The organism is Bradyrhizobium cajani (genome assembly GCF_009759665.1).
In the GTDB taxonomy this organism is placed as follows: domain Bacteria; phylum Pseudomonadota; class Alphaproteobacteria; order Rhizobiales; family Xanthobacteraceae; genus Bradyrhizobium; species Bradyrhizobium cajani.
On sequence record NZ_WQNE01000012.1, the window covers coordinates 62,259 to 81,112 of the forward strand.

Annotated in this window: 18 protein-coding genes; 4 read left to right on the plus strand and 14 right to left on the minus strand. The window is 65.3% G+C overall.

All coding sequences use genetic code 11. The features are described from left to right. Positions 1-224: 224 nt before the first annotated feature. From GPL20_RS16485 to GPL20_RS16525, 9 genes are all read right to left on the minus strand, one after another. Complete coding sequence (locus GPL20_RS16485; protein WP_157330572.1) at positions 225-1,376, minus strand: ABC transporter substrate-binding protein; 1,152 nt, start codon at positions 1,374-1,376, stop codon at positions 225-227. 102 nt (positions 1,377-1,478) lie between these two features. Then, positions 1,479-1,898 (minus strand): acyl-CoA thioesterase, encoded by a 420-nt coding sequence (locus tag GPL20_RS16490; protein WP_157330573.1) that lies wholly within the window; start codon positions 1,896-1,898, stop codon positions 1,479-1,481. 24 nt (positions 1,899-1,922) lie between these two features. After that, the gene (locus GPL20_RS16495; protein WP_157330574.1) at positions 1,923-2,684 is read right to left on the minus strand and encodes an SDR family NAD(P)-dependent oxidoreductase; all 762 of its coding nucleotides are present in this window, start codon (positions 2,682-2,684) and stop codon (positions 1,923-1,925) included. A gap of 22 nt (positions 2,685-2,706) precedes the next feature. After that, positions 2,707-4,590, minus strand: a complete 1,884-nt coding sequence (locus tag GPL20_RS16500; RefSeq protein ID WP_157330575.1) for a feruloyl-CoA synthase — start codon at positions 4,588-4,590, stop codon at positions 2,707-2,709. Then, on the minus strand, positions 4,587-5,396 hold the full coding sequence (locus GPL20_RS16505) for a crotonase/enoyl-CoA hydratase family protein (RefSeq protein ID WP_157330576.1): 810 nt from the start codon (positions 5,394-5,396) through the stop codon (positions 4,587-4,589). The genes GPL20_RS16500 and GPL20_RS16505 overlap by 4 nt, the downstream gene beginning before the upstream one ends. Positions 5,397-5,652: 256 nt before the next feature. Beyond that, positions 5,653-6,114, minus strand: a complete 462-nt coding sequence (locus tag GPL20_RS16510; protein WP_157330577.1) for a DUF3237 domain-containing protein — start codon at positions 6,112-6,114, stop codon at positions 5,653-5,655. Between the two features lie 12 nt (positions 6,115-6,126). Beyond that, a complete protein-coding gene (locus GPL20_RS16515) occupies positions 6,127-7,446 on the minus strand; it encodes a TRAP transporter large permease (RefSeq protein WP_157330578.1) in 1,320 nt (439 codons plus the stop codon). 2 nt (positions 7,447-7,448) lie between these two features. After that, on the minus strand, positions 7,449-7,958 hold the full coding sequence (locus tag GPL20_RS16520) for a TRAP transporter small permease (protein ID WP_157330579.1): 510 nt from the start codon (positions 7,956-7,958) through the stop codon (positions 7,449-7,451). A 229-nt stretch (positions 7,959-8,187) separates the two neighbouring features. Next, positions 8,188-9,204, minus strand: coding sequence for a TRAP transporter substrate-binding protein (locus GPL20_RS16525; RefSeq protein ID WP_254125302.1), 1,017 nt, complete (start codon positions 9,202-9,204; stop codon positions 8,188-8,190). A 265-nt stretch (positions 9,205-9,469) separates the two neighbouring features. Here GPL20_RS16525 and pobA point away from each other — a divergent pair, with 265 nt between their 5' ends. Together pobA and GPL20_RS16535 are read left to right on the plus strand one after the other, a co-directional pair. After that, complete coding sequence (gene pobA / locus GPL20_RS16530) at positions 9,470-10,639, plus strand: 4-hydroxybenzoate 3-monooxygenase (RefSeq protein WP_157330580.1); 1,170 nt, start codon at positions 9,470-9,472, stop codon at positions 10,637-10,639. A gap of 358 nt (positions 10,640-10,997) precedes the next feature. Next, a complete protein-coding gene (locus GPL20_RS16535; RefSeq protein WP_157330581.1) occupies positions 10,998-11,453 on the plus strand; it encodes a PaaI family thioesterase in 456 nt (151 codons plus the stop codon). On the opposite strand, the gene GPL20_RS16540 is transcribed toward GPL20_RS16535, so the two are convergent. Continuing rightward, on the minus strand, positions 11,410-12,294 hold the full coding sequence (locus GPL20_RS16540; RefSeq protein ID WP_157330582.1) for a LysR family transcriptional regulator: 885 nt from the start codon (positions 12,292-12,294) through the stop codon (positions 11,410-11,412). The genes GPL20_RS16535 and GPL20_RS16540 overlap by 44 nt on opposite strands. A 123-nt stretch (positions 12,295-12,417) precedes the next feature. On the opposite strand from GPL20_RS16540, the gene GPL20_RS16545 reads away from it, so the two are divergent. Next, positions 12,418-13,044, plus strand: coding sequence for a pyridoxamine 5'-phosphate oxidase family protein (locus GPL20_RS16545; protein WP_157330583.1), 627 nt, complete (start codon positions 12,418-12,420; stop codon positions 13,042-13,044). Between the two features lie 165 nt (positions 13,045-13,209). Here the strand turns inward: GPL20_RS16545 and GPL20_RS16555 are convergent, their stop codons facing one another. The 3 genes from GPL20_RS16555 to GPL20_RS16565 are packed head-to-tail and all read right to left on the minus strand — an operon-like array spanning position 13,210 to position 16,753. Beyond that, a complete protein-coding gene (locus GPL20_RS16555) occupies positions 13,210-13,941 on the minus strand; it encodes an ABC transporter ATP-binding protein (protein WP_157330584.1) in 732 nt (243 codons plus the stop codon). After that, positions 13,938-15,707, minus strand: a complete 1,770-nt coding sequence (locus GPL20_RS16560; protein WP_157330585.1) for a branched-chain amino acid ABC transporter ATP-binding protein/permease — start codon at positions 15,705-15,707, stop codon at positions 13,938-13,940. The genes GPL20_RS16555 and GPL20_RS16560 overlap by 4 nt, the downstream gene beginning before the upstream one ends. Before the next feature lie 5 nt (positions 15,708-15,712). Continuing rightward, positions 15,713-16,753 carry a branched-chain amino acid ABC transporter permease gene (locus tag GPL20_RS16565; protein ID WP_167533065.1) on the minus strand — a complete coding sequence of 347 codons (1,041 nt, stop codon included), beginning with the start codon at positions 16,751-16,753 and terminating at the stop codon, positions 15,713-15,715. Between the two features lie 177 nt (positions 16,754-16,930). Between GPL20_RS16565 and GPL20_RS16570 the strand changes: the two genes are divergently transcribed. Then, positions 16,931-17,452, plus strand: a complete 522-nt coding sequence (locus tag GPL20_RS16570; protein ID WP_157330586.1) for a MarR family winged helix-turn-helix transcriptional regulator — start codon at positions 16,931-16,933, stop codon at positions 17,450-17,452. A 102-nt stretch (positions 17,453-17,554) separates the two neighbouring features. On the opposite strand, the gene GPL20_RS16575 is transcribed toward GPL20_RS16570, so the two are convergent. Then, positions 17,555-18,838: a glycerate kinase type-2 family protein gene (locus GPL20_RS16575; protein WP_157330587.1), complete on the minus strand. Its 1,284-nt coding sequence runs from the start codon at positions 18,836-18,838 to the stop codon at positions 17,555-17,557. Positions 18,839-18,854 lie beyond the last annotated feature (16 nt).

Below are 18,854 nucleotides of genomic sequence, written 5' to 3' on the forward strand. Positions count from 1 at the left end.
CTCTCCCGCTTGCGGGAGAGGTCGGCGCGAAGCGCCAGGTGAGGGCTTTCTCGGCTGGGGGATTTTTTCCGTAAGCCTCAGGCGGTCCCATTGCGGCGCCACCCTCTCCCGCAAGCGGGAGAGGGAGCGCAGCAACGCCGGGGCTGCAGGTTGCGATCAACTCCAAAAAACAAAAAAGCCGGCCCATCGGGCCGGCTCTCGTCGTCACAAAACTGTCGCCGCGTCTACTTCACCAGCGTGTACTTGCCGTTCTTCACGGTGAGCAGGATGCGCGAGCGCTCGTCGAGGCCGTAGCGGTCCTTTTCGGTGAAGTTGTAGACGCCCTGGCTCGCGGCCAGCTCCTTCTCCGACAGCAGCGCCTGGCGGATCGCCTCGCGGAATTCCGGCGTGCCGGGCTTCGCCGTCTTCAGCGCCGTCGGGATGATGCGCTTGAGGATCTCGAACGCATCGTAGGAATGACCGGCGAACTGGCTGCGGCTGTTCGGGCCGTACTTGGCCTCATAGGCCGCGTTGAGCGCGAGGCCGGGCTTCTTGGTGGCCGCCTCGTCCGGCTGATCCTCGGGGTCCATCACCGGGCCCGATGCCATCAGGACGCCTTCCGCCGCTTTGCCGGCGATGCGGATGAAGTCCATGCTGGCGGCGCCGTGGGTCTGGTAGATCAGGCCCTGATAGCCGCGCTCGCGCAGCTCGGTCTGCGGCAATGCGGCCGCGGTGCCGGAGGCGCCGACCAGGATCGCGTCCGGATTGGCGGCGACGAGCTTCAGCACCTGGCCGGTCACCGACGTGTCAGGACGGGCAAAGCGCTCTTCATCGGCGATGGTCATGCCCATCGGTCCGGTCTGGGCCTTCAGGTCGTTGAACCAGAGATCGCCGTAGGAATCGGAATAGCCGATATAACCGATGGTCTTCACACCCTTCGACTTCATGTGGTCGTACAGCACCTTGCCCACGATCGGGATCGGCTGCGGCATCGCCACCGACCACTTCATGCGTTCCGGCGTGATCGGAAAGGGCGCGAGGCCGAAATGTGGAATGCCGGCCTCGTTGGCGACGTTGGAGACCGCGATGGTCGGCGGCGTCAGTGCCGAGCCCATGATGATGTCGGCCTTGGATTCGGTCACGAAGCGGCGGGCGTTGGTGGTCGCGGTGGTGGGATCGCCGCCGTCGTCGAGCACGATCACCTTCAGCGGAACGCCGCCGATCTCCTTCGGCACGAATTCCAGCGCGTTGCGCTCGGGAATGCCGAGGGCCGCGCCCGGGCCGGTCGTGGTGGTGGTGATGCCGATGGTGATTTCGCTGGTCTGGGCCAGTGCGGGCAGGGCCGGCAGCGCCAGCGCGGCCGCAGTGATGGCGGCGGTCAGGTAAAAGCGTTTCATCTATTCCTCCCTTTACGTGTTTCTTTGAAAGCAGAAATCGGGGGGTAATTCAGCCCCCTCTTTTGGTGATGCGGCGATTTAGCTCCAAGGTCCGACTACGGCTTAACTCCCCGTGAATTTGGCTACCATTTCCGCCGGGAACGGTGCCGATTTCAGCTTGTCGGGGTTAACGGGATCGCGGCCGACCAGGACGCGGGTCTCGAAACCCTCGATCGCCAGCGCCTCGCCCTTGTAGACGTTGTGCTTCACCTCGAAGCTCGAGCGCTTGATGCTCTCGATCTTCGTTTCGATGGTGATCCAGTCGCCATAGGTCGAGGGGATGTAGAACTTGGCCCGCGTGTCGACCATGGGAATGCCCACCAGGCCGTATTTGCGGACCAGATCCTGCTTGGAGAACCCGGCGACCTCGAACAGGGTCGACGTCGAATCGTCGAACATCGCGAAATAGCGCGGGTAGTAGACGATGTTGGCGGGGTCGCAATCGCCCCACTGGATCTGGACGTCGCGCCGGTTCACGAACATGTGTCGCGCCTTGCTCTGCCGACCTTACTTCGGCGCCATGCGCAGCGAGCCGTCGAGGCGCACCACTTCGCCGTTCAGGTAGGAATTCTCGACCATGTGCAGCGCGAGCGCGGCGAACTCGTCGGCATTGCCGAGCCGGCGCGGGAAGGGGATCGCGGCGGCGAGCGAATCCTGGGCCTCCTGCGGCAGGTTGGCGAGCAGCGGCGTCAGGAACAGGCCGGGTGCGATGGTCAGCACGCGCACGCCGAACTGCGCCAGTTCGCGCGCGATCGGCAGCGTCATGCCGACGATGCCGCCCTTCGAGGCCGAATAAGCGGACTGGCCGATCTGGCCGTCATAGGCGGCGACCGAGGCGGTGTTGATGATGACGCCGCGCTCGCCGGTCGCCTGCGGCTCGAGCTTGGACATCTCGGCCGCGGCGAGGCGCAGCATGTTGAAGGTGCCGATCAGGTTGACCTTGATCACCTTATCGAAATCGGCCAGCGCCATCGGGCCGTCGCGGCCGACCACGCGCTTGGCAACGCCGATGCCGGCGCAGTTGACCAGCACGCGCGCGGGCCCGTGGGCCTTGGTCGCCAGCGCGATCGCGGCTTCAGCGGACGCCGCATCGGAGACGTCGCAGGTCACGGCGACGCCCTTGATCTCGGCGGCGACGGTTTCCGCAAGCTTGGCATTGAGATCGCACACCGCGACTTTTGCGCCCTGCGCCGCCAGCTTTCGCGCAGTAGCCGCGCCAAGGCCCGATGCACCGCCGGTGACGATGGCTGCCTGATCCTTCAACAACATGGCGTTCTCCTTCGATGGTTTCTTACCCGACCGATATCACACGGTCCGACGGATTGGCAGCGTAGAGCTCGTCGATCAGCGCAGCGCGATGCTCCAGCACCGCGCGCTGGTTGATCGAGCCCTTGTCGGTGACCTCGCCCTTGTCGATCGACAGCGGCGCGTCCAGGAGGATCGCGCGCGTGATCCGTGTCGAGGAGCCGGTGGCCGAAGAGAGGAAACGGGTCAGGCGTTCGCGGAAGGCCTCACGCACCAGCCGGTCGCGCGTCGCGACGACGAGATCGTCGGCCGGCAGCGTCGGGTTGATCAGGCGGCAGCCGTCGAGATCGAGCATCACGAGCGCGGAGATCTCGTCGCGGTTGATGCCGGCGATGACGACGTCGCGCACCAGAGGCGCGCAGGCCGCGATGAGGCGCGCGCGCAGCGGCCCGACGCTGACCCACGTGCCGCTCGCGAGCTTGAAATCCTCGCTGACGCGGCCGTCGAAGTCGAAGCCGGCGTTGAGATCATCGGGATCGGCGGGCTTGAGCGCATCGCCCATCTTGTAAAAGCCTTCCTCGTCGAAGGATTTTGCGCTGATGTCGGGCTGGCGCCAGTAGCCGGGCATCACGTTCGGCCCCTTGGCGCGCACCTCGAGCTTGCCGTTGTTCGGCACGAGCTTGGCGTCATTGCCCGACACGGGCAGGCCCACATGCCCGGAGCGGCTGGTGCGCGGATTGACCGACATGAAGAACGGCGCGGTTTCCGTCGCGCCGAGGCCGGTCAGCATCGGCACGCGGTAGCCTTTTTCCTTTACCGCGAGCTCGTCGAGGCTGTTCCAGACGAAGGGCGAGAGCGCCGCGCCGGAGAAGAACATCGCATGCAGCCGGTCGAAGAATTTTGCGCGCAGGCCCTGGTCGTCGCGCAAATAGGGCAGCAGCGACTCGTAGCCCTTGGGCACGTTGAAATAGACCGTCGGCGAAATCTCCTGGAGATTGCGCACGGTCTCCTCGATACCGCCGGGCACCGGCTTGCCGGCGTCCAGATACATCGAGCCGCCATTGTAGAGCGTCAGGCCGATATTGTGGTTGCCGCCAAAAGTGTGATTCCAGGGCAGCCAGTCGATGATGACGGGTGGCTCGTCCTTGAGGAAGGCGAGCGTCTCGCGCAGCATGACCTGGTTGGCGCAGATCATGCGCTGGGTGTTGATGACGGCCTTGGGATTGCCGGTCGAGCCTGAAGTCAGCAGGAATTTTGCGATCGTGTCGGGGTCGATCTTCTCGTGCGCCGCGTCGAGGTCGCCGCGGATCGGCGTCGCCATGAGATCGGCGAGCAGCGTGATGTCGCGGCCCGGCACGTGGCCATAGGATGCGGCGATCTCGGTGCCGAGCGAGACGTTGGCGACGAGCGCATCGGCGAACTTGTCGGCATCCTCGGCGAAGACGAGGCCGGGCGTCAGCAGCTTCATCAGGTAAGAGAGCTTGCCGTAATCCTTCGACACCAGCGAATAGGCCGGCGACACCGGGCAGAACGGAATGCCTGCGTAGTAGGCGCCGAACGCGAGCAGGGCGTGGTCGATCGAATTGCCGGAGAGGATGACGACCGGACGCTCCGCCGACAGGCCGCGCTGGATCAAGCTCGAGGCGATGTGTCGGCTCGCGGTGAGCAGTTCGGCGTAGGTGATCTTGCGCCAGCCGCGGCCGCCTTCGCGCTCGGCCATGAAGACGCGGTCGGGCGTGGTCTTCGCCCAGTGATGCAGGCGGTCGGTGATGCGGACGGGATAGTCGCCGAGCGGCTGCTTTGGCCTGAGGTAAATTGTGCCGTCGTCGCGCCGCTCGATGTTGACGACGGGATCGCCGAACGAAATCGGCCGCAGCGGGAAAGTGCTCGCCCCGCGCTCCATGCTGGAAGAGGACGGCTCCGCGCTCATGACTTCGGCTTCACTTTCGCTGTCTTGTGCTCGAGGAATTCGCGGATCCGGCGCTTGGCCTCCTTGTCGCTCTGCGCGACCGTCGCCATCAGCGATTCCATCAGGAGGCCGGTCTGCGGATTGGCCTCCGCGATCATCGGCAGCGCCTGGAGCACCGCGAAATTCGTCAGCGGCGCGTTGGCGGCGACCTTGGTCGCGAGCTCCAGCGCCTTGCCGAGCCCATTGCCGGCTTCCGTCACATATTGCGCGAAGCCGTAGGAGGCGCCTTCGGTCGCGCTATAGACGCGGCCGGTCAGCATCATGTCCATCATCCTGGCGACGCCGATCAGCCGCGGCAGCCGCACCGAGCCGCCGCCGCCGACGAAGATGCCGCGCTGCCCCTCGGGCAGCGCGAAATAGGTCGAGGGCTCGGCGACGCGGATATGGGCCGCGCAGGCGAGCTCGAGGCCGCCGCCGATCACCGCGCCCTTCAGCGCCGCGATCACGGGCACGCGGCTGTACTGGATGCGGTCGAACACGCGGTGCCACATCTGGGAATGGAGCAGCCCGCCGGTCGCATCGTGCTCGGTCAGTTCCGAGAGGTCGAGCCCAGAGGAGAAATGGTCGCCGATGCCGTGGATCACGACCGCGCCGATGTCCTCGGGCAGGGACGCAAAACACTCGCCGATTTCCAGGATGATGCCGTCGTTGAGCGCATTGCGCTTGGCCGGCCGGTTCAGACCCACGGTCAGAACCCGGTCCGCCCTCTCGATCCTCAAAAGCCCTGAGGTGCCCGCGTCAGCGGTCTCGGCGTTTCCCTGTGTCATTTGCGTCCTTGTCAGAATAGTTATGTTGTATAACGAATTTGGGAGGAGTCAAGAAGGATAGGGGCAGGATATGGCTCTGGGTGGGCGTTGGCTGCTCGGCGTCGGACTGGTCGGTCAGCGGACGAAGAGTGCCTGGTGATACGCTGCTGTGGCCACATCCTCCGTCATTGCGAGCGTAGCGAAGCAATCCAGTGTCCCGCCGCGGAAACAGTCTGGATTGCTTCGCTTCGCTCGCAATGACGAGGTGTCGGCCTTCTCACACCACCTGATGCACGTCGATCACCACGCGGTCCGCATGCCGCGCGGCCGATGCCACGAAGATGTGCTGCATCAGCCATCGATATTTCTCATGTCCCGTCTCGAATTTCGGTACGGTGCGGAAATAGATCAGCGTCGGATCGACCGGCTCGCCGCGCTTGAGTTTCTGCAACAGCTCGACCGGGCCGAAGCGGAGCCCCTTGTTCTCCACATAGACAATGGCACCGTCGTCGGTCTCGAAGGCGTATCTGGCCTCGAGGTCGATCAGCTCATTGGGACGGATGGTCTGGAAGTCGGCGCCGAAGGGCAGCACCTTGCCGGTGATCGCGCCCCTTACCTCGCCGCCGATGATCGGAATGATGCGGCGAACGCCGATGCCGGTCTCGCCGGCGGTGACGACGTCGCCGATGCAGGCGGTGATGGTGAAGACGTATTTTGTCTCCAGCGTCGGTGCGGTCATCGCTTCACCTCGTCAATGCGCCATCATCCGCGTCGGCAGCCAGGTCGCGAGCAGCGGGAAGGCGATCAGGATCACGAGGCGCACGAGGTCCGTCGCCACGAACGGGATGACGCCCTTGAAGATGGTGGAGAAGGACACGTCCTTCACCACGCTCTTGATGACGAAGACGTTCATCCCCACCGGCGGATGGATCAGGCCGAGCTCGACGGTCATGACGATGATGACGCCGAACCAGATCGGATCGAAGCCGAGATGCGTGATCACGGGGAAGATGATCGGCACCGTCAGGATGATCATCGCCATGGCGTCCATCAGGCAGCCGAGCACCAGATACATCACCATGATCAGCGCCAGCACGCCGTAGGGACCGAGGCCGAGGCCGGTGAGGAATTCGGTCACCTTCTGCGGCGTCTGGGTCACCGTGAGGAAATAGCCGAAGATCAGGGCGCCGATCAGCACGGTGAACACCGCGGCCGCGGTGCGGGTTGCTTGCAGCAGCGAGGCCAGCACCTTCTCGCGGTCGAGCCGTCCGGTGACCATGCCGATGATGAAGGCGCCGGTGGCGCCGACGCCGCCGGCTTCCGTCGGGGTGAAGCGCGGCAGGAAGGGCAGGCCGTACAGGCCGCCGATGACGAACACGAACAGCAGCACCGGCGCCCAGATATCCTTCAGCCCGGCAAAGCGCTCGCGCCACGGCAGCATCTTGCCCTTGGGCAGGAAGTCAGGCCGGAAATAGCCGATCAGAAAGATCGTCATCATGTACATGGTCATCGCCAGCAGGCCCGGGATGATGCCGGCGATGAAGAGCTTGCCGATGTCCTGCTCGGTGATGATGCCGTAGACCGCGAGCACGGTCGAGGGCGGCAGCATCGCGCCCAGCGTGCCGCCGGCCGCGATCACGCCGGTGGCAAAGGACTGCGGATAGCCGAAGCGGCGCATTTCCGGATAGGCGACCGCGGAGAAGGTCGCGGCGGTCGCGACCGACGAGCCGCAGATCGCGGCAAAGCCGCCGCAGGCGCCGACGGTGGCGATGCCGAGCCCGCCGCGCAAATGCCCGACAAAACCGTTGGCGGCGCGGAACAGCTCGCGGCTCATGCCGGAATTGGAGACGAAGGCGCCCATCAACAGGAACATCGGGATGACGCCGAAGGTGTAGTCGGTCACCGTGCGCATCGAGGTCTGGCCGACCAGCTTCAGCGCCGGCGTTGCGCCGACCAGATAGGAGAAGCCGGACACGCCGACGAGGCCCATGGCCATGCCGACGGGCACGCGCAGCAGCATCAGGACAAACAGGGAAACGAAGCCGATAACGGCGACGGCATCGGTGCTCATGATTACTCCGTCGCCTTGATTTTGGGATCGTGCATCTCTTCGGGATGGAAGATCAGGCGGTAGGTGCGGATCGCGATCAGCAGCACGGCCGAGACGTCACCGATCCAGGCGACCGCGAAGAACGGCCAGGTCGGCATGTGCATGTCGAAGGTCTGGACGTTGTCGTTGTAGGTGCCGCGCACCTTGTCGAACAGCGTCCAGGTCTGCACCGTGACCACGAACAGCAGCACCAGGGTTGCGAACACGTCGATCCAGCGCTGATAGCGCGGGCCGACATTGCCCCAGACCAGGTCGACCGTGATGTGGGTGCCGCGATAGGAGGTTGCCGCGATGCCCCAGAAGATCAGGATGCCGAGCAGCATGCGCCCGATGTCGAAGCTGTCGGGGATCGCGTAGTTCAGCGTGTTGCGCAGCAGCACCGACAGGAAGATGTCGAGTGCGACGAGGCCGACGAATCCGGCCGCGATCCATTCGATCGTGTCGATAAAGCGGTCCATCCAGGCGCGCTTCATGGGAGTTTCCTGTGTGACGTCATTATCGCTCTCGACTCCAGCCGCGGTCCTTCGCCTCTCCCCGCGCGCGGGGAGAGGCCGGAATGCGCGCGCAAGCGCGGATTCCGGGTGAGGGGGACTCTCCGCGAGTCCGTCTGTCACTTTCTTTGCGGAAGCAGCCCCTCACCCCGACCCTCTCCCCGTAAGAACGGGGCGAGGGAGAAGAGGAGTTCGCCGCGCCGGCACCGCCTCACTCCGCCAGCGCGTTGTACTTCTTCAGCGAGGCCTTCAAATCCGCGAGCGCCGCATCCGGATCCGCGCCGGCCTTCTTGGCGCCGTCGCTCCAGGTCTTGACCAGCGGCTCGGCGGCCTTCTTCCAGGCCGCGGTCTGCTCGGCCGTCAGATTGTAGACCTCGTGACCGGATTCCGCCTTCACCTTGTCGATGCCGGCGTCCTCGAACTTGCCCCAGTGCTCGCCGACCACGCCGGCCATCTCGACCGTGCAGTTCTTGTCGATCGCGGCCTTCTGCTTGTCGGACATCGCACTGTACTTGTCCTTGTTGATCACGAACACGAAGGTCGTGGTGTAGAGCGGCGCCATCATGTCGTACTTCGTCACCTTGTCGATGCCGAACAGCACCAGCGAGCCCCAGGGGAAGGTGACGCCGTCGGCGACACCGCGCTCGATGATGTCGCGCACTTCGGGCGCCGAGGATTGCACATTGGTGCCGCCGAGCGAGGTGACGAAGTTGGCCATGGTGGCGTGCGCTGGGCGGATCTTCAGGCCCTTCACGTCCTCCGGCGTCACGATCTTCTTGGTCTTGGAGTGGAAGGAGGAGGGCGAGTGGACGAAGGCGAGACAGTATTTGACGTCCTTCATCTCCTTCTCGGCATATTTGCGATACCAGGCGTCGAGCCCCATCGAGCCGCCCTTGGCGTCCGAGATCAGGAACGGGAGCTCGCCGGCGCCGATGATCGGGAAGCGGCCGGGCTGGTAGCCGGGATTGACATAGGTGACGTCGGCGATGCCGTCGCGCGCCATGTCGTAGTGATCGAACGCCTTGCCGAGCTGCTGCGCCGGAAACACCTTGCCCGTGATGGTGCCGCCGGAATCCTTGTTCACCGCGGCGACCCAGTCTTCCAGGGACTTCTGCAGCGGGTGCGACGCCGGCACCCAGTGCGAAACCTTCAGATCGAAGGTCTTGTCCTGCGCCAACGCAGGGCTCACGCTTGCTGCCAGCAGCAACGCCAGATAGGCTTTCCTTATCACGCGTCTCTCCCTCTTTTCATCGGCGGGCTTCGATGGCCAGCCTCTTTAATTAACATGTTATCTAATTGGCCGGCGTGTTCAAGCCGGAACTGGCGCGCACCTTGTCGCGTCATCTACGTCAGCCATGTTGCATGGATTTGTCGCCGTCAGCGGCGATCCGCACTCCCCTTTTGCCCAACCGTTATGTGATATAATTATCGTCTGCGGCTTGAGGCGACAAGCGGGCCGCGACGAAAGCCTACAGGATCGGAAGGAGCAAGTATTGCGGACAAAAGTCGCAATCATCGGGGCTGGGCCGGCGGGATTGTTGCTTGGGCAACTTCTGCATCAATATGGCATCGACAATTTCATTCTCGAGCGGCAGAGCCCGGACTACGTGCTGGGGCGCATCCGCGCCGGCCTCCTGGAGGAGGGAACCGTGGCGCTGCTCGATCAGATCGGTGCCGGCGCGCGGGCGCATGCCGAAGGCCTCGTGCATGAAGGCATCGAGCTCGCGTTTTCCGGCCGCCGTCACCGCATCGACATGAAGGCCGCGACCGGCAAGACGGTGATGATCTATGGCCAGACCGAGGTCACGCTCGATTTGATGAATGCGCGCAAGGCTGCCGGTCTCATCTCGGTCTACGAGGCCAAGGATGTCCGGCCGCACGATTTCGACGGCAGTCACCCGCGTGTAACCTGGGTCAAGGACGGCGTCACCCACACCATTGATTGCGACTTCATCGCCGGTTGCGATGGTTTTCACGGCGTCAGCCGCGCCAGCGTGCCGGCCACGGCGATCGAGGAGTTCGAGCGGGTCTATCCGTTCGGCTGGCTCGGCATCCTCTCGGAGACGCCGCCGGTCAGCCACGAGCTGATCTACTCAAATCACGCCCGCGGCTTTGCGCTCTGCACCATGCGTTCGACACACCGCAGCCGCTACTACGTGCAGTGCCCACTCGACGACCATGTCGACCAGTGGCCGGACGACCGCTTCTGGGACGAACTGAAGCGCCGGCTCGACCAGGAGGCGGCCGACAGCCTCGTCACGGGTCCGTCGATCGAGAAGAGCATCGCGCCGCTGCGCAGCTTCGTTGCAGAACCGATGCGCTTCGGCAGGATGTTCCTGTGCGGCGATGCCGCCCACATCGTGCCGCCAACCGGCGCCAAGGGACTGAATCTGGCGGCCAGCGATGCCCATTATCTGTCGAGTGCGCTCCGCGAATTCTATGACGAGAAATCCAGCGCCGGGATCGACGCCTATTCCGCCAAGGCGCTGGCACGGGTCTGGAAGGCGGTGCGCTTCTCCTGGTGGATGACCTCGATGCTGCACAAATTCCCCGACACCGGCACCATCGGCGCCCGCATCCAGCTCGCCGAGCTCGACTACGTCACGCACTCGCAGGCCGCGATGACGTCGCTGTCGGAGAACTACGTGGGGCTGCCGTTTTAGGGCAGCGCTGTCGGCGCCGTAGGGTGGGCAAAGCCACCGGGTCGCGCGAATGCGCGCCCGATGACAGGCTCCGCGTGCCCACCAACTTTCTCGATGGCGGACGAATCGTGGGCACGACGCATCGCGCCTTTGCCCACCCCTGCGGCATCGCGCGCTCTCTCCGCGCGTCATTGCGAGCGAAGCGAAGCAATCCAGGAATGTCTCCGAGGAGACAGTCTGGATTGCTTCGTCGCTGCGCTCCTCGCAATGACGGGCGTCCGTTTCAAACGCCTGCGCAAATCTCGTTTAAAACTTTGTAATTGATGCAACCGTCACGTCCATCGCGTTCAATGGTGGGAACCATAAACGCGAGCCAGCCATGACCTCTACCGACATCCCCGCCGGCTTCGAGCCGCTCTCCCGCAAGAGCCCGCTCACCGAACCTTGGGAGCCGCTCTATTCGAAGAAGACTGACAAGGCCGTCATCATCGGCCTGCGGTTGGCAAGGCCGCACACCAATGGCCGTGGCCTGATCCATGGCGGGCTGATTACCGCGCTCGCAGACAATGCCATGGGCTATAGCTGCGCTCAGGTGACGAACTGGACCACGTCCTTCGTAACGGTCTCGCTGTCGATCGATTTCGTCGGCTCGGCCGAGATCGGCCAATGGTGTTCGATCGAGAGCGACGTGATCAAGACCGGCAAGACGATCTGCTTCGCGCAGAGCCTGATCAAGGCCGATGGCGTCGTGATCGCGCGGGCGAGTGGCACGTTCCGCGTGGTGCCGAAGCCTACCCAAACCGCCACTCCGCCGTCTCCACCACGAGATCGATGAAGGCGCGCACCTTGGCCGAGAGCAGGCGCGAGGTCGGGTAGACGATGTGGATCGGCAGCGCCGGCTGCTCGTATGCCGCGAGCACGATTTTCAGTCGTCCGCGCTTCAAGCCCTCGGCGGCCTGATAGGCCAGCACGCGCGTCACACCGCCGCCGGCCTCGGCATATTGCAGGGCCGCGTCGGCGCTGTTGCTGATGAAGCGGGGCGACGGCGTCACCTCGATGTCGCGACCGTCGCGCAGGAAGCGCCATTCGGACCAAGGGCCGAACTGGATGGTCTGGTGCGCGACGAGAGCCTCCGGCGTCTTCGGCTCGCCATGCCGCTTGAGATAGCCGGGCGCGGCCACCACGATCCGCCGCATCTCGCCGACCTGGCGCGCGACCAGTGAGGAATCGGCAAGATGGCCGATCCGCACCGCGGCATCGACGGCGTCCTCGACGAGATTCACCAGATGATCCGATAGCCTGAGTTCGCAGGCGACCTCGGGATAGCGCTTGAGATAGGCGGTCATCACCGGGCCGACATGCAGCCGGCCGAAGCCGACCGGTGCCGACACCACCAGACGTCCGCTCGGCCGGTTGCGCTCCTGCCGCGCCGAGCCGTCGGCCTCCTCGACATCGGCGAGAATGCGCCGGGCGCGTTCGAGGTAGCGCGTGCCGACGTCGGTCAGCGTCACCTGTCGCGTGGTCCGCTGCAGCAGCCGCGCACCGAGATACTCCTCCAGCGCCGCGATCAGCCGGGTCACGGCCGAGGGCGACAGGCGCAGCTTGCGCGCCGCCGGCGCGAAGCCGCGCAGATCCGCGACGGTGACGAAGACGTGCATGGCTTCAAGGCGGTCCATGATATTATTGCATATATTGCAACGATGAAGTGTCAAGCCGTCAGATTGTTTTAGCTGCCGGATGTTTCCATCCTGGACGGTGAAAGACGCGAACAATGCACCGGAATTCCAGGAGATATTCCGATGACGGCATCTCATACCTACGCCAGCGACGTGGCGTTTACGCCGGCGGTGAAGTCGATCCAGACCCGGAAGGGATCGCGCGAAGGCTATGCCCATGCCGAGCAGCGCGGCTGGCGCACCGAGGTCGACGAGAACCTCGCGGCGTTCCTGGCGGACGCCAACAGCTTTTATTTTGCCACCGCCTCGGCCGATGGCCAGCCCTACATCCAGCACCGCGGCGGCCCGAAGGGCTTCTTGAAGGTGCTGGACAAGCAGACGCTGGCCTTCACGGACTACGCCGGCAACCGGCAATACATCACGCAGGGAAACCTGTCCGAAAATCCCAAGGCCTACATCTTCGTGATGGACTACGCCCATCGCCGCCGGGTGAAGATCTGGGGCGAGGCGCGCGTGGTCGAGGACGACGAGGTGCTGACGACGTCGCTGATGCCGAAAGGATACCGCGCCCGGCCGGAACAGGTGATCCTGTTCAAGATCGCGGCCTGGGATACGAATTGCCCGCAGCACATCCCGCAGAGGTTCGACGCGGCGGATGTCGCGGCGGCGCTGGCGACGAGGGATGCGAGGATCGCGGAGCTGGAGGCGGAAGTAGCCGCGTTGAAGAGCGAGAAGGCGGCGAACCACTAGGTACGGATATCGCCGCATTCTTGGCTGTCATGCCCCGCGAAGGCGGGGCATCCAGTACGCCGCAGCCTATCGATTCAACCACAGCCTTCTCGGAGTACTGAATCGTCCGCCTTCGCGGACGATGACAGTTGTGCGGATGATGCGCCAGTGGGCGCCGTCGCAGGCCTACAGCCCGGTCGAACCTTCGTGCTGGAAGCCGAGATAGCTGGCCGCCACGCGTTCGTTCGCCGCGATGTCGCTGGCCTTGCCGCTGAGCACGAACTCGCCCAGCTCCATCACATAGGCCTGGTCCGCGATCTTCAATGCGGCCTGCGCGTTCTGTTCGACCAGCAGCACGGAGACGCCGCTGGCGCGCAGCTCGGTGACGATGCGGAAGATGTCGGCGACGATGATCGGGGCGAGGCCGAGGCTCGGCTCGTCCAGCATCAACAGCTTCGGCTCGCCCATCAGCGCCCGGCCCATCGCGAGCATCTGCTGCTCGCCGCCGGAGAGCGTGCCGGCGAACTGCTTGCGCCGCTCCTTCAGCCGCGGAAACAGCGTGTAGACCCGCTCCATCGAGGCTTTCGCCTTGCTTCGCTCGATCCGGAAGGCGCCGAGCTCGAGATTGTCCTCGACATTCATGGTCACGAACAATTCGCGGTGCTCGGGCACGAGGCCGAGCCCCATCGCGACGCGATCCTCGATGTCGAGCCGTGACAGGTCCTGGCCCGCGAAGGCGACGCGGCCCTTCAGCGGCAGGATGCCCATGATCGCGGAGAGCAGCGTGGTCTTGCCGGCGCCGTTGGCGCCGACGATGGTGACGATCTGGTTGGCGCCGACCTCGAGCGAGACCGAGCGCACAGCCTCGACCTTGCCATAGGCGACGTGCGCGTCGGTGACGGACAACAGCGCGCTCATGCCGCCACTCCGAGATAGGCCTTGATCACTTCGGGATTGGTCTTGATCGTGGCGGGGGTGCCCTCCGCGATCTTGGTGCCGAAATCGAGCACCACGATGCGGTCGGCGAGGTTCATGACGAAACCCATGTCGTGCTCGACCAGCAGCACGCTCATGCCGCCGTCGCGCAGCTCGCGCAGCAGCGTTGCCAGCCGCTGCTTCTCCATGTGGCGCAGGCCCGCGGCCGGCTCGTCGAGCAGCAGCAGCATCGGATCGACGCAGAGCGCACGGGCGATCTCGACGATGCGCTGCTGGCCGAGCGAGAGCGAGCCTGCGAGCTGGTGCATCTGGTCGGCGAGACCGACGCGCTCGATCTGGCGGGCGGCCTCGGCGAGCAACCTGGCTTCGTCGGCGCGGTCGAGCCGCAGCATCGAGGCGATCGGCCCCGAATGGCCGCGCAGATGCGCGCCGATCGCGACGTTCTCGAGCACGGTCATGTCAGGGACCAGCTTGACGTGCTGGAAGGTGCGGGAGATGCCGAGCTTGACGATCTCCTGCGGCGGCGCCTTGTCGACCTTGTTGCCGAGCACCGAGATCGAGCCTGAGGTCGCCGACAGCACGCCGGTGATCAGGTTGAACGTCGTGCTCTTGCCGGCGCCGTTCGGTCCAATCAGCGCGACGATTTCGCGGGCCTGGACCTCGAAGGAGACGTTGTTGACCGCGACCAGGCCGCCGAACTGCTTTCGCGCCTTGTCGACCTGGAGCAGGATGCCGGATTGGCCCGAAGCGCGAGCGCGCGATTCCAGTTTCAGCGAGGTGTCCGGCTTCCTGCCACCGGTGCGCTCGGGCAGGAACGACATCAGCCAGGGCCAGACGCCGCCGGGCGCGAGCTGGAGCAGCGCCACCAGCATGATGCCGAACACGATGGTCTCGACCTGTCCGGAGCCGGGCAGGATCAGCGGCAGATAGCTTTGCAGCACCTCTTTCAGGACCACGACGATCGCCGCGCCCAGCACGCCGCCCCAGACGTAGCCGGCGCCGCCGACCACCGCGATGAAGAGATATTCGATGCCGGCCTGGGCGCCGAACGGCGTCGGGTTCACCGCGCGCTGGAGATGCGCGTAGAGCCAACCGGAGAGGCCGGCCAGCACCGCGGCATGGATGAACACCAGCAGCTTGGCGCGCGGCGTGTGCACGCCGAACGCCTCGGCCGCGACATGGCCGCGGCGCAGGGCGCGGATGGCGCGGCCGGTGCGGGAGTCCAGGAGGTTCATCGTCAGCACGGCCGACAGGATCACCGCGACCCAGATCGCGTAGTAGATCGAGCCGGGCGAGAGCATCTTGAACGTGCCGACCGACAGCGGCGGGATCGCCGAGATGCCGTCATTGCGGCCCAGAAACTCCAGCTTGCTGAAGAGATAGAACAGGCCGAGCCCCCAGGCGAGCGTGCCGAGCGGCAGATAGTGGCCGGAAAGACGGACGGTGATCAGCCCGAGCAGCACCGCCAGCGATCCGCTGACCAGCAGCGACAGCGGCAGCGTCAGCCAGGGCGACAGGCCGTAGGCCGTCGACAGCACCGCCGTGGTGTAGGCGCCGAAGCCGACGAAGGCTGCCTGTCCGAACGAGGTCAGGCCGCCAACGCCGGTGAGCAGCACGAGGCCCATCGCGACCAGCGCGGCAAGGCCGATATTGTCGAGCAGCACGATCCAGAACGGGGGCATGCCCGGGACGAACGGGATCGCCGCCATGACAAGCGCGAAGATGAGGATGGGAAGCCGGCTCTGCATGCGCGTCAGTCCTTCTCTTCCTCGACGGCGGGCGCGGCGAGCGAGCGCAGCAGCAGCACGGGGATCAGGAGCATGAAGACGATCACTTCCTTGTAGTTGGAGGCATAGAAGGACGAGAACGCCTCGACGATGCCGACCACCAGCGCCGCGACGGCGGTTAAGGGGTAGCTGACGAGGCCGCCGATGATCGCGGCGACGAAACCCTTCAGCCCGATCAGGAAGCCCGAGTCGTAATAGAGCGTCGTGATCGGCACGATCATGATGCCCGAGAGGGCGCCGATGACGGAGGCCAGCAGGAAGGCGATCTGCCCCGACAGCGTGGTGCGGATGCCGGCCAGCCGCGCCCCGAGCCGGTTCACGGCGGTCGCGCGCAGCGCCTTGCCGTAGAGCGTCAGGCCGAAGAACAGCCAGAGCCCGACGATGAAGGCGACGGTGATGGCGTAGACGGTGATGCTCTGGCCGGTGAAGCGCAGCGCGCCGGCGGTGAAAGCGCCGGACAGCACGGCAGGTCCGCGCTGGCCCTCGGCGCCGAAGAACAACAGGCCGAGGCCCTGAAGCGCGAGATGGACGCCCACCGAGGCGATCAGCAGCACCAGCACGGAGGTGTGCGCCAGCGGCTGGAACGCGATGCGGTAGAGATACAGGCCGATCATCGCCACGATCACGAGCGACAGCGCAATGCAGATGGCGACCGGCGGCTTCTGGGCGGCGAAGTAGATGGTCAGCGCCAGCACGATGGCCGGCAGCACGACGTTGGCGAGGACGCTGCGCAGGATCAGCCGTCCATGCAGCGCCTTGCGCGCGACGAACAGGTCGAAGGCAAAGGCGCCGATGCCCAGCGCAAGTGCGAGCTTTGCCGTGCCCGGCATCTGGCCCGCGGCGAGCGAGGCATAGGTCAGCGCGCCATAGGTGACGAATTCGCCCTGGGGAATGAGGATCACGCGGGTGACGGCGAACACCAGCACCAGCGCGAGGCCGAGCAGCGCATAGATCGCGCCATTGGTGATGCCGTCCTGCACCAGGAACAGCATGATGGTGGTATTCAAGACCGGACGCTCCCCCTCAAAGATCGGGGCCGGTCCTCCCGATTGTGGGGGACGGCCCGCTCACAGCCATTGAAAAACGCTGGCGATATTTGATATGGTCCATAACAATTATCAAATATAATCTCAAGGGTGGCGGACGACCCGTCCCGAATTTAGCGGGATTACGAGCACGAGGCGATGACCGTTTCCAAAACCGCTGAAAAGTCTTCCGAAAAGCCGGCTGACGCGGCCAAGGGCCGCAAGGATGCGGCCGAGGCGCAGCCTGAAGCCCTCCAGCTCGGCGAGCTCTCCGAGCAGCTGGGCTATGTGCTGAAGCGGGCCCAGCTCAAGGTGTTCGAGAACTTTTTGCGCTGCATGGCCTCGCTCCAGCTCACGCCGGCGCAGTTCTCGGTGCTGCTGCTGGTCGAGAAGAATCCGGGCCGTAACCAGACCGAGGTGGCCTCGACGCTCGGCATCCTGCGTCCCAACTTCGTGGCGATGCTCGACAATCTCGAGAGCCGCGACCTTTGCGCGCGGATCCGCTCCACCAACGACCGCCGCTCGCACATCCTGGTGCTGACCGACAAGGGCAAGGCCGTGCTGGCCCGCGCCAAGAAGCTGGTCGCGAGCAAACACGAGGCCCGGCTGAACGACCTTCTGGGGCAGGCCAACCGCGAAGCCCTGATCGGGATGCTCTCGAAGATCGCGAACGAGTTTTGATCGATTTCGTCATTCCGGGGCGATGCGTAGCATCGAACCCGGAATCTCGAGATTCCGGGTTCACGCTTGCGCGTGCCCCGGAATGACGCGAGAGGCACGATCTCAATCCACCAAGATCACCCTGATGTCGTTCACGTTGGTCAGCGTCGGGCCCGGCAGCAAGAGGTCGCCGGTCGCCTCGAAGAAGGTCGTCGCGTCGTTGTTGTCGAGATAGGCCTGTGGCTGCAGCGACAGCGCCTTCATCTTCGCGAACGTCGCCGCATCGATGAGCGCGCCGGCGGGATCGGTGGGGTTGCCGGCACCGCCGTCGGCGCCGTCGGTGTCGCCCGCGAGCGCAGAGATATCAGGCGTGTCCTTCAAAAGGCCGGCGAGCGCCAGCGCATATTCCTGGTTCGGCCCGCCGCGGCCATGGCCGCGCACGGTCACCGTGAGCTCGCCGCCGGACAGGATCGCGATGCGCTTGCCTTGCGCGCGGGCCTCAAGCGCCAGTCGGGCGTGATCGGCCGCGACCTCGCGGGCCTCGCCTTCGAGGTCGGCGCCGAGATCGATGGTCTCGTAGCCGGCCTCCTTGGCGAGCTTCACCGCGGCGTCGAGCGATTGCTTGGGCCGGGCGATCAGTTCGAATTGCGCGCGCGCGAAGGCCGCATCGCCCGGCTTGCAGCTTTCGTTGGCGGGATCGTCGAGCGCGCGGCGCACGGCATCGTGGATGTCGAGCTTGTACTTCGCCACGATCGCCCGCGCATCCGCCAGCGTCGTCGGATCGGGCACGGTGGGACCGGAGGCGATCGCGGAAGGGTCGTCATGCGGCACATCGGAGATCGCGAGCGTGACGATCTCGGCGGCATTCTGGCCGGCGCGCGCCAGCCGGCCGCCCTTGATCCGCGACAGATGTTTTCTGACCGTGTTCATCTCGCCGATCGGCGCGCCCGAGCGCAGCAGCGCCTTGTTGACCGCCTGCTTCTGCGCGAAGCTGATGCCGTCCACCGGCGCGATCCAGTTCGCCGAGCCGCCGCCGGTCAGCAGCACCAGCAGCAGATCGTCCGGCCCGGCCTCGCCCGCGAGCGCGAGCGTGTCGGCAGCGCCCTTGAGGCCGGCTTCATCCGGCACGGGATGGCCGGCCTCGACCACGCGGATGCGGCGCGTCGGCACGCCGTAGCCGTGGCGCGTGGTGGCGATGCCGACGAGGCGCTCCGGCGCGAGCTTGAGCGTGTCGAGATAATGCCGTTCCGCGGCCGCGGCCATCGCGCCTGCGCCCTTGCCGGCGGCGAGGCAGATCACGCGCCCTTTGGGAGCAGGCCGCAAGTGAGGCGCCAGAATCGTGCTGGGATGAGCGGCAGCAACGGCGGCGTCGTAGAGCGCGCGGAGCAGGGGGCGTCGGTCGGTCATGACGAAAAGCCTTGGG

What these genes read in the sequence shown, in the direction of transcription:
- GPL20_RS16485 (WP_157330572.1), bottom strand. Translation starts at nt 1,376, where the DNA reads ATGAAACGCTTTTACCTGACCGCCGCCATCACTGCGGCCGCGCTGGCG.
- GPL20_RS16490 (WP_157330573.1), bottom strand. Translation starts at nt 1,898, where the DNA reads ATGTTCGTGAACCGGCGCGACGTCCAGATCCAGTGGGGCGATTGCGAC.
- GPL20_RS16495 (WP_157330574.1), bottom strand. Translation starts at nt 2,684, where the DNA reads ATGTTGTTGAAGGATCAGGCAGCCATCGTCACCGGCGGTGCATCGGGC.
- GPL20_RS16500 (WP_157330575.1), bottom strand. Translation starts at nt 4,590, where the DNA reads ATGAGCGCGGAGCCGTCCTCTTCCAGCATGGAGCGCGGGGCGAGCACT.
- GPL20_RS16505 (WP_157330576.1), bottom strand. Translation starts at nt 5,396, where the DNA reads ATGACACAGGGAAACGCCGAGACCGCTGACGCGGGCACCTCAGGGCTT.
- GPL20_RS16510 (WP_157330577.1), bottom strand. Translation starts at nt 6,114, where the DNA reads ATGACCGCACCGACGCTGGAGACAAAATACGTCTTCACCATCACCGCC.
- GPL20_RS16515 (WP_157330578.1), bottom strand. Translation starts at nt 7,446, where the DNA reads ATGAGCACCGATGCCGTCGCCGTTATCGGCTTCGTTTCCCTGTTTGTC.
- GPL20_RS16520 (WP_157330579.1), bottom strand. Translation starts at nt 7,958, where the DNA reads ATGAAGCGCGCCTGGATGGACCGCTTTATCGACACGATCGAATGGATC.
- GPL20_RS16535 (WP_157330581.1), top strand. Translation starts at nt 10,998, where the DNA reads ATGACCTCTACCGACATCCCCGCCGGCTTCGAGCCGCTCTCCCGCAAG.
- GPL20_RS16540 (WP_157330582.1), bottom strand. Translation starts at nt 12,294, where the DNA reads ATGGACCGCCTTGAAGCCATGCACGTCTTCGTCACCGTCGCGGATCTG.
- GPL20_RS16545 (WP_157330583.1), top strand. Translation starts at nt 12,418, where the DNA reads ATGACGGCATCTCATACCTACGCCAGCGACGTGGCGTTTACGCCGGCG.
- GPL20_RS16555 (WP_157330584.1), bottom strand. Translation starts at nt 13,941, where the DNA reads ATGAGCGCGCTGTTGTCCGTCACCGACGCGCACGTCGCCTATGGCAAG.
- GPL20_RS16560 (WP_157330585.1), bottom strand. Translation starts at nt 15,707, where the DNA reads ATGCAGAGCCGGCTTCCCATCCTCATCTTCGCGCTTGTCATGGCGGCG.
- GPL20_RS16570 (WP_157330586.1), top strand. Translation starts at nt 16,931, where the DNA reads ATGACCGTTTCCAAAACCGCTGAAAAGTCTTCCGAAAAGCCGGCTGAC.
- GPL20_RS16575 (WP_157330587.1), bottom strand. Translation starts at nt 18,838, where the DNA reads ATGACCGACCGACGCCCCCTGCTCCGCGCGCTCTACGACGCCGCCGTT.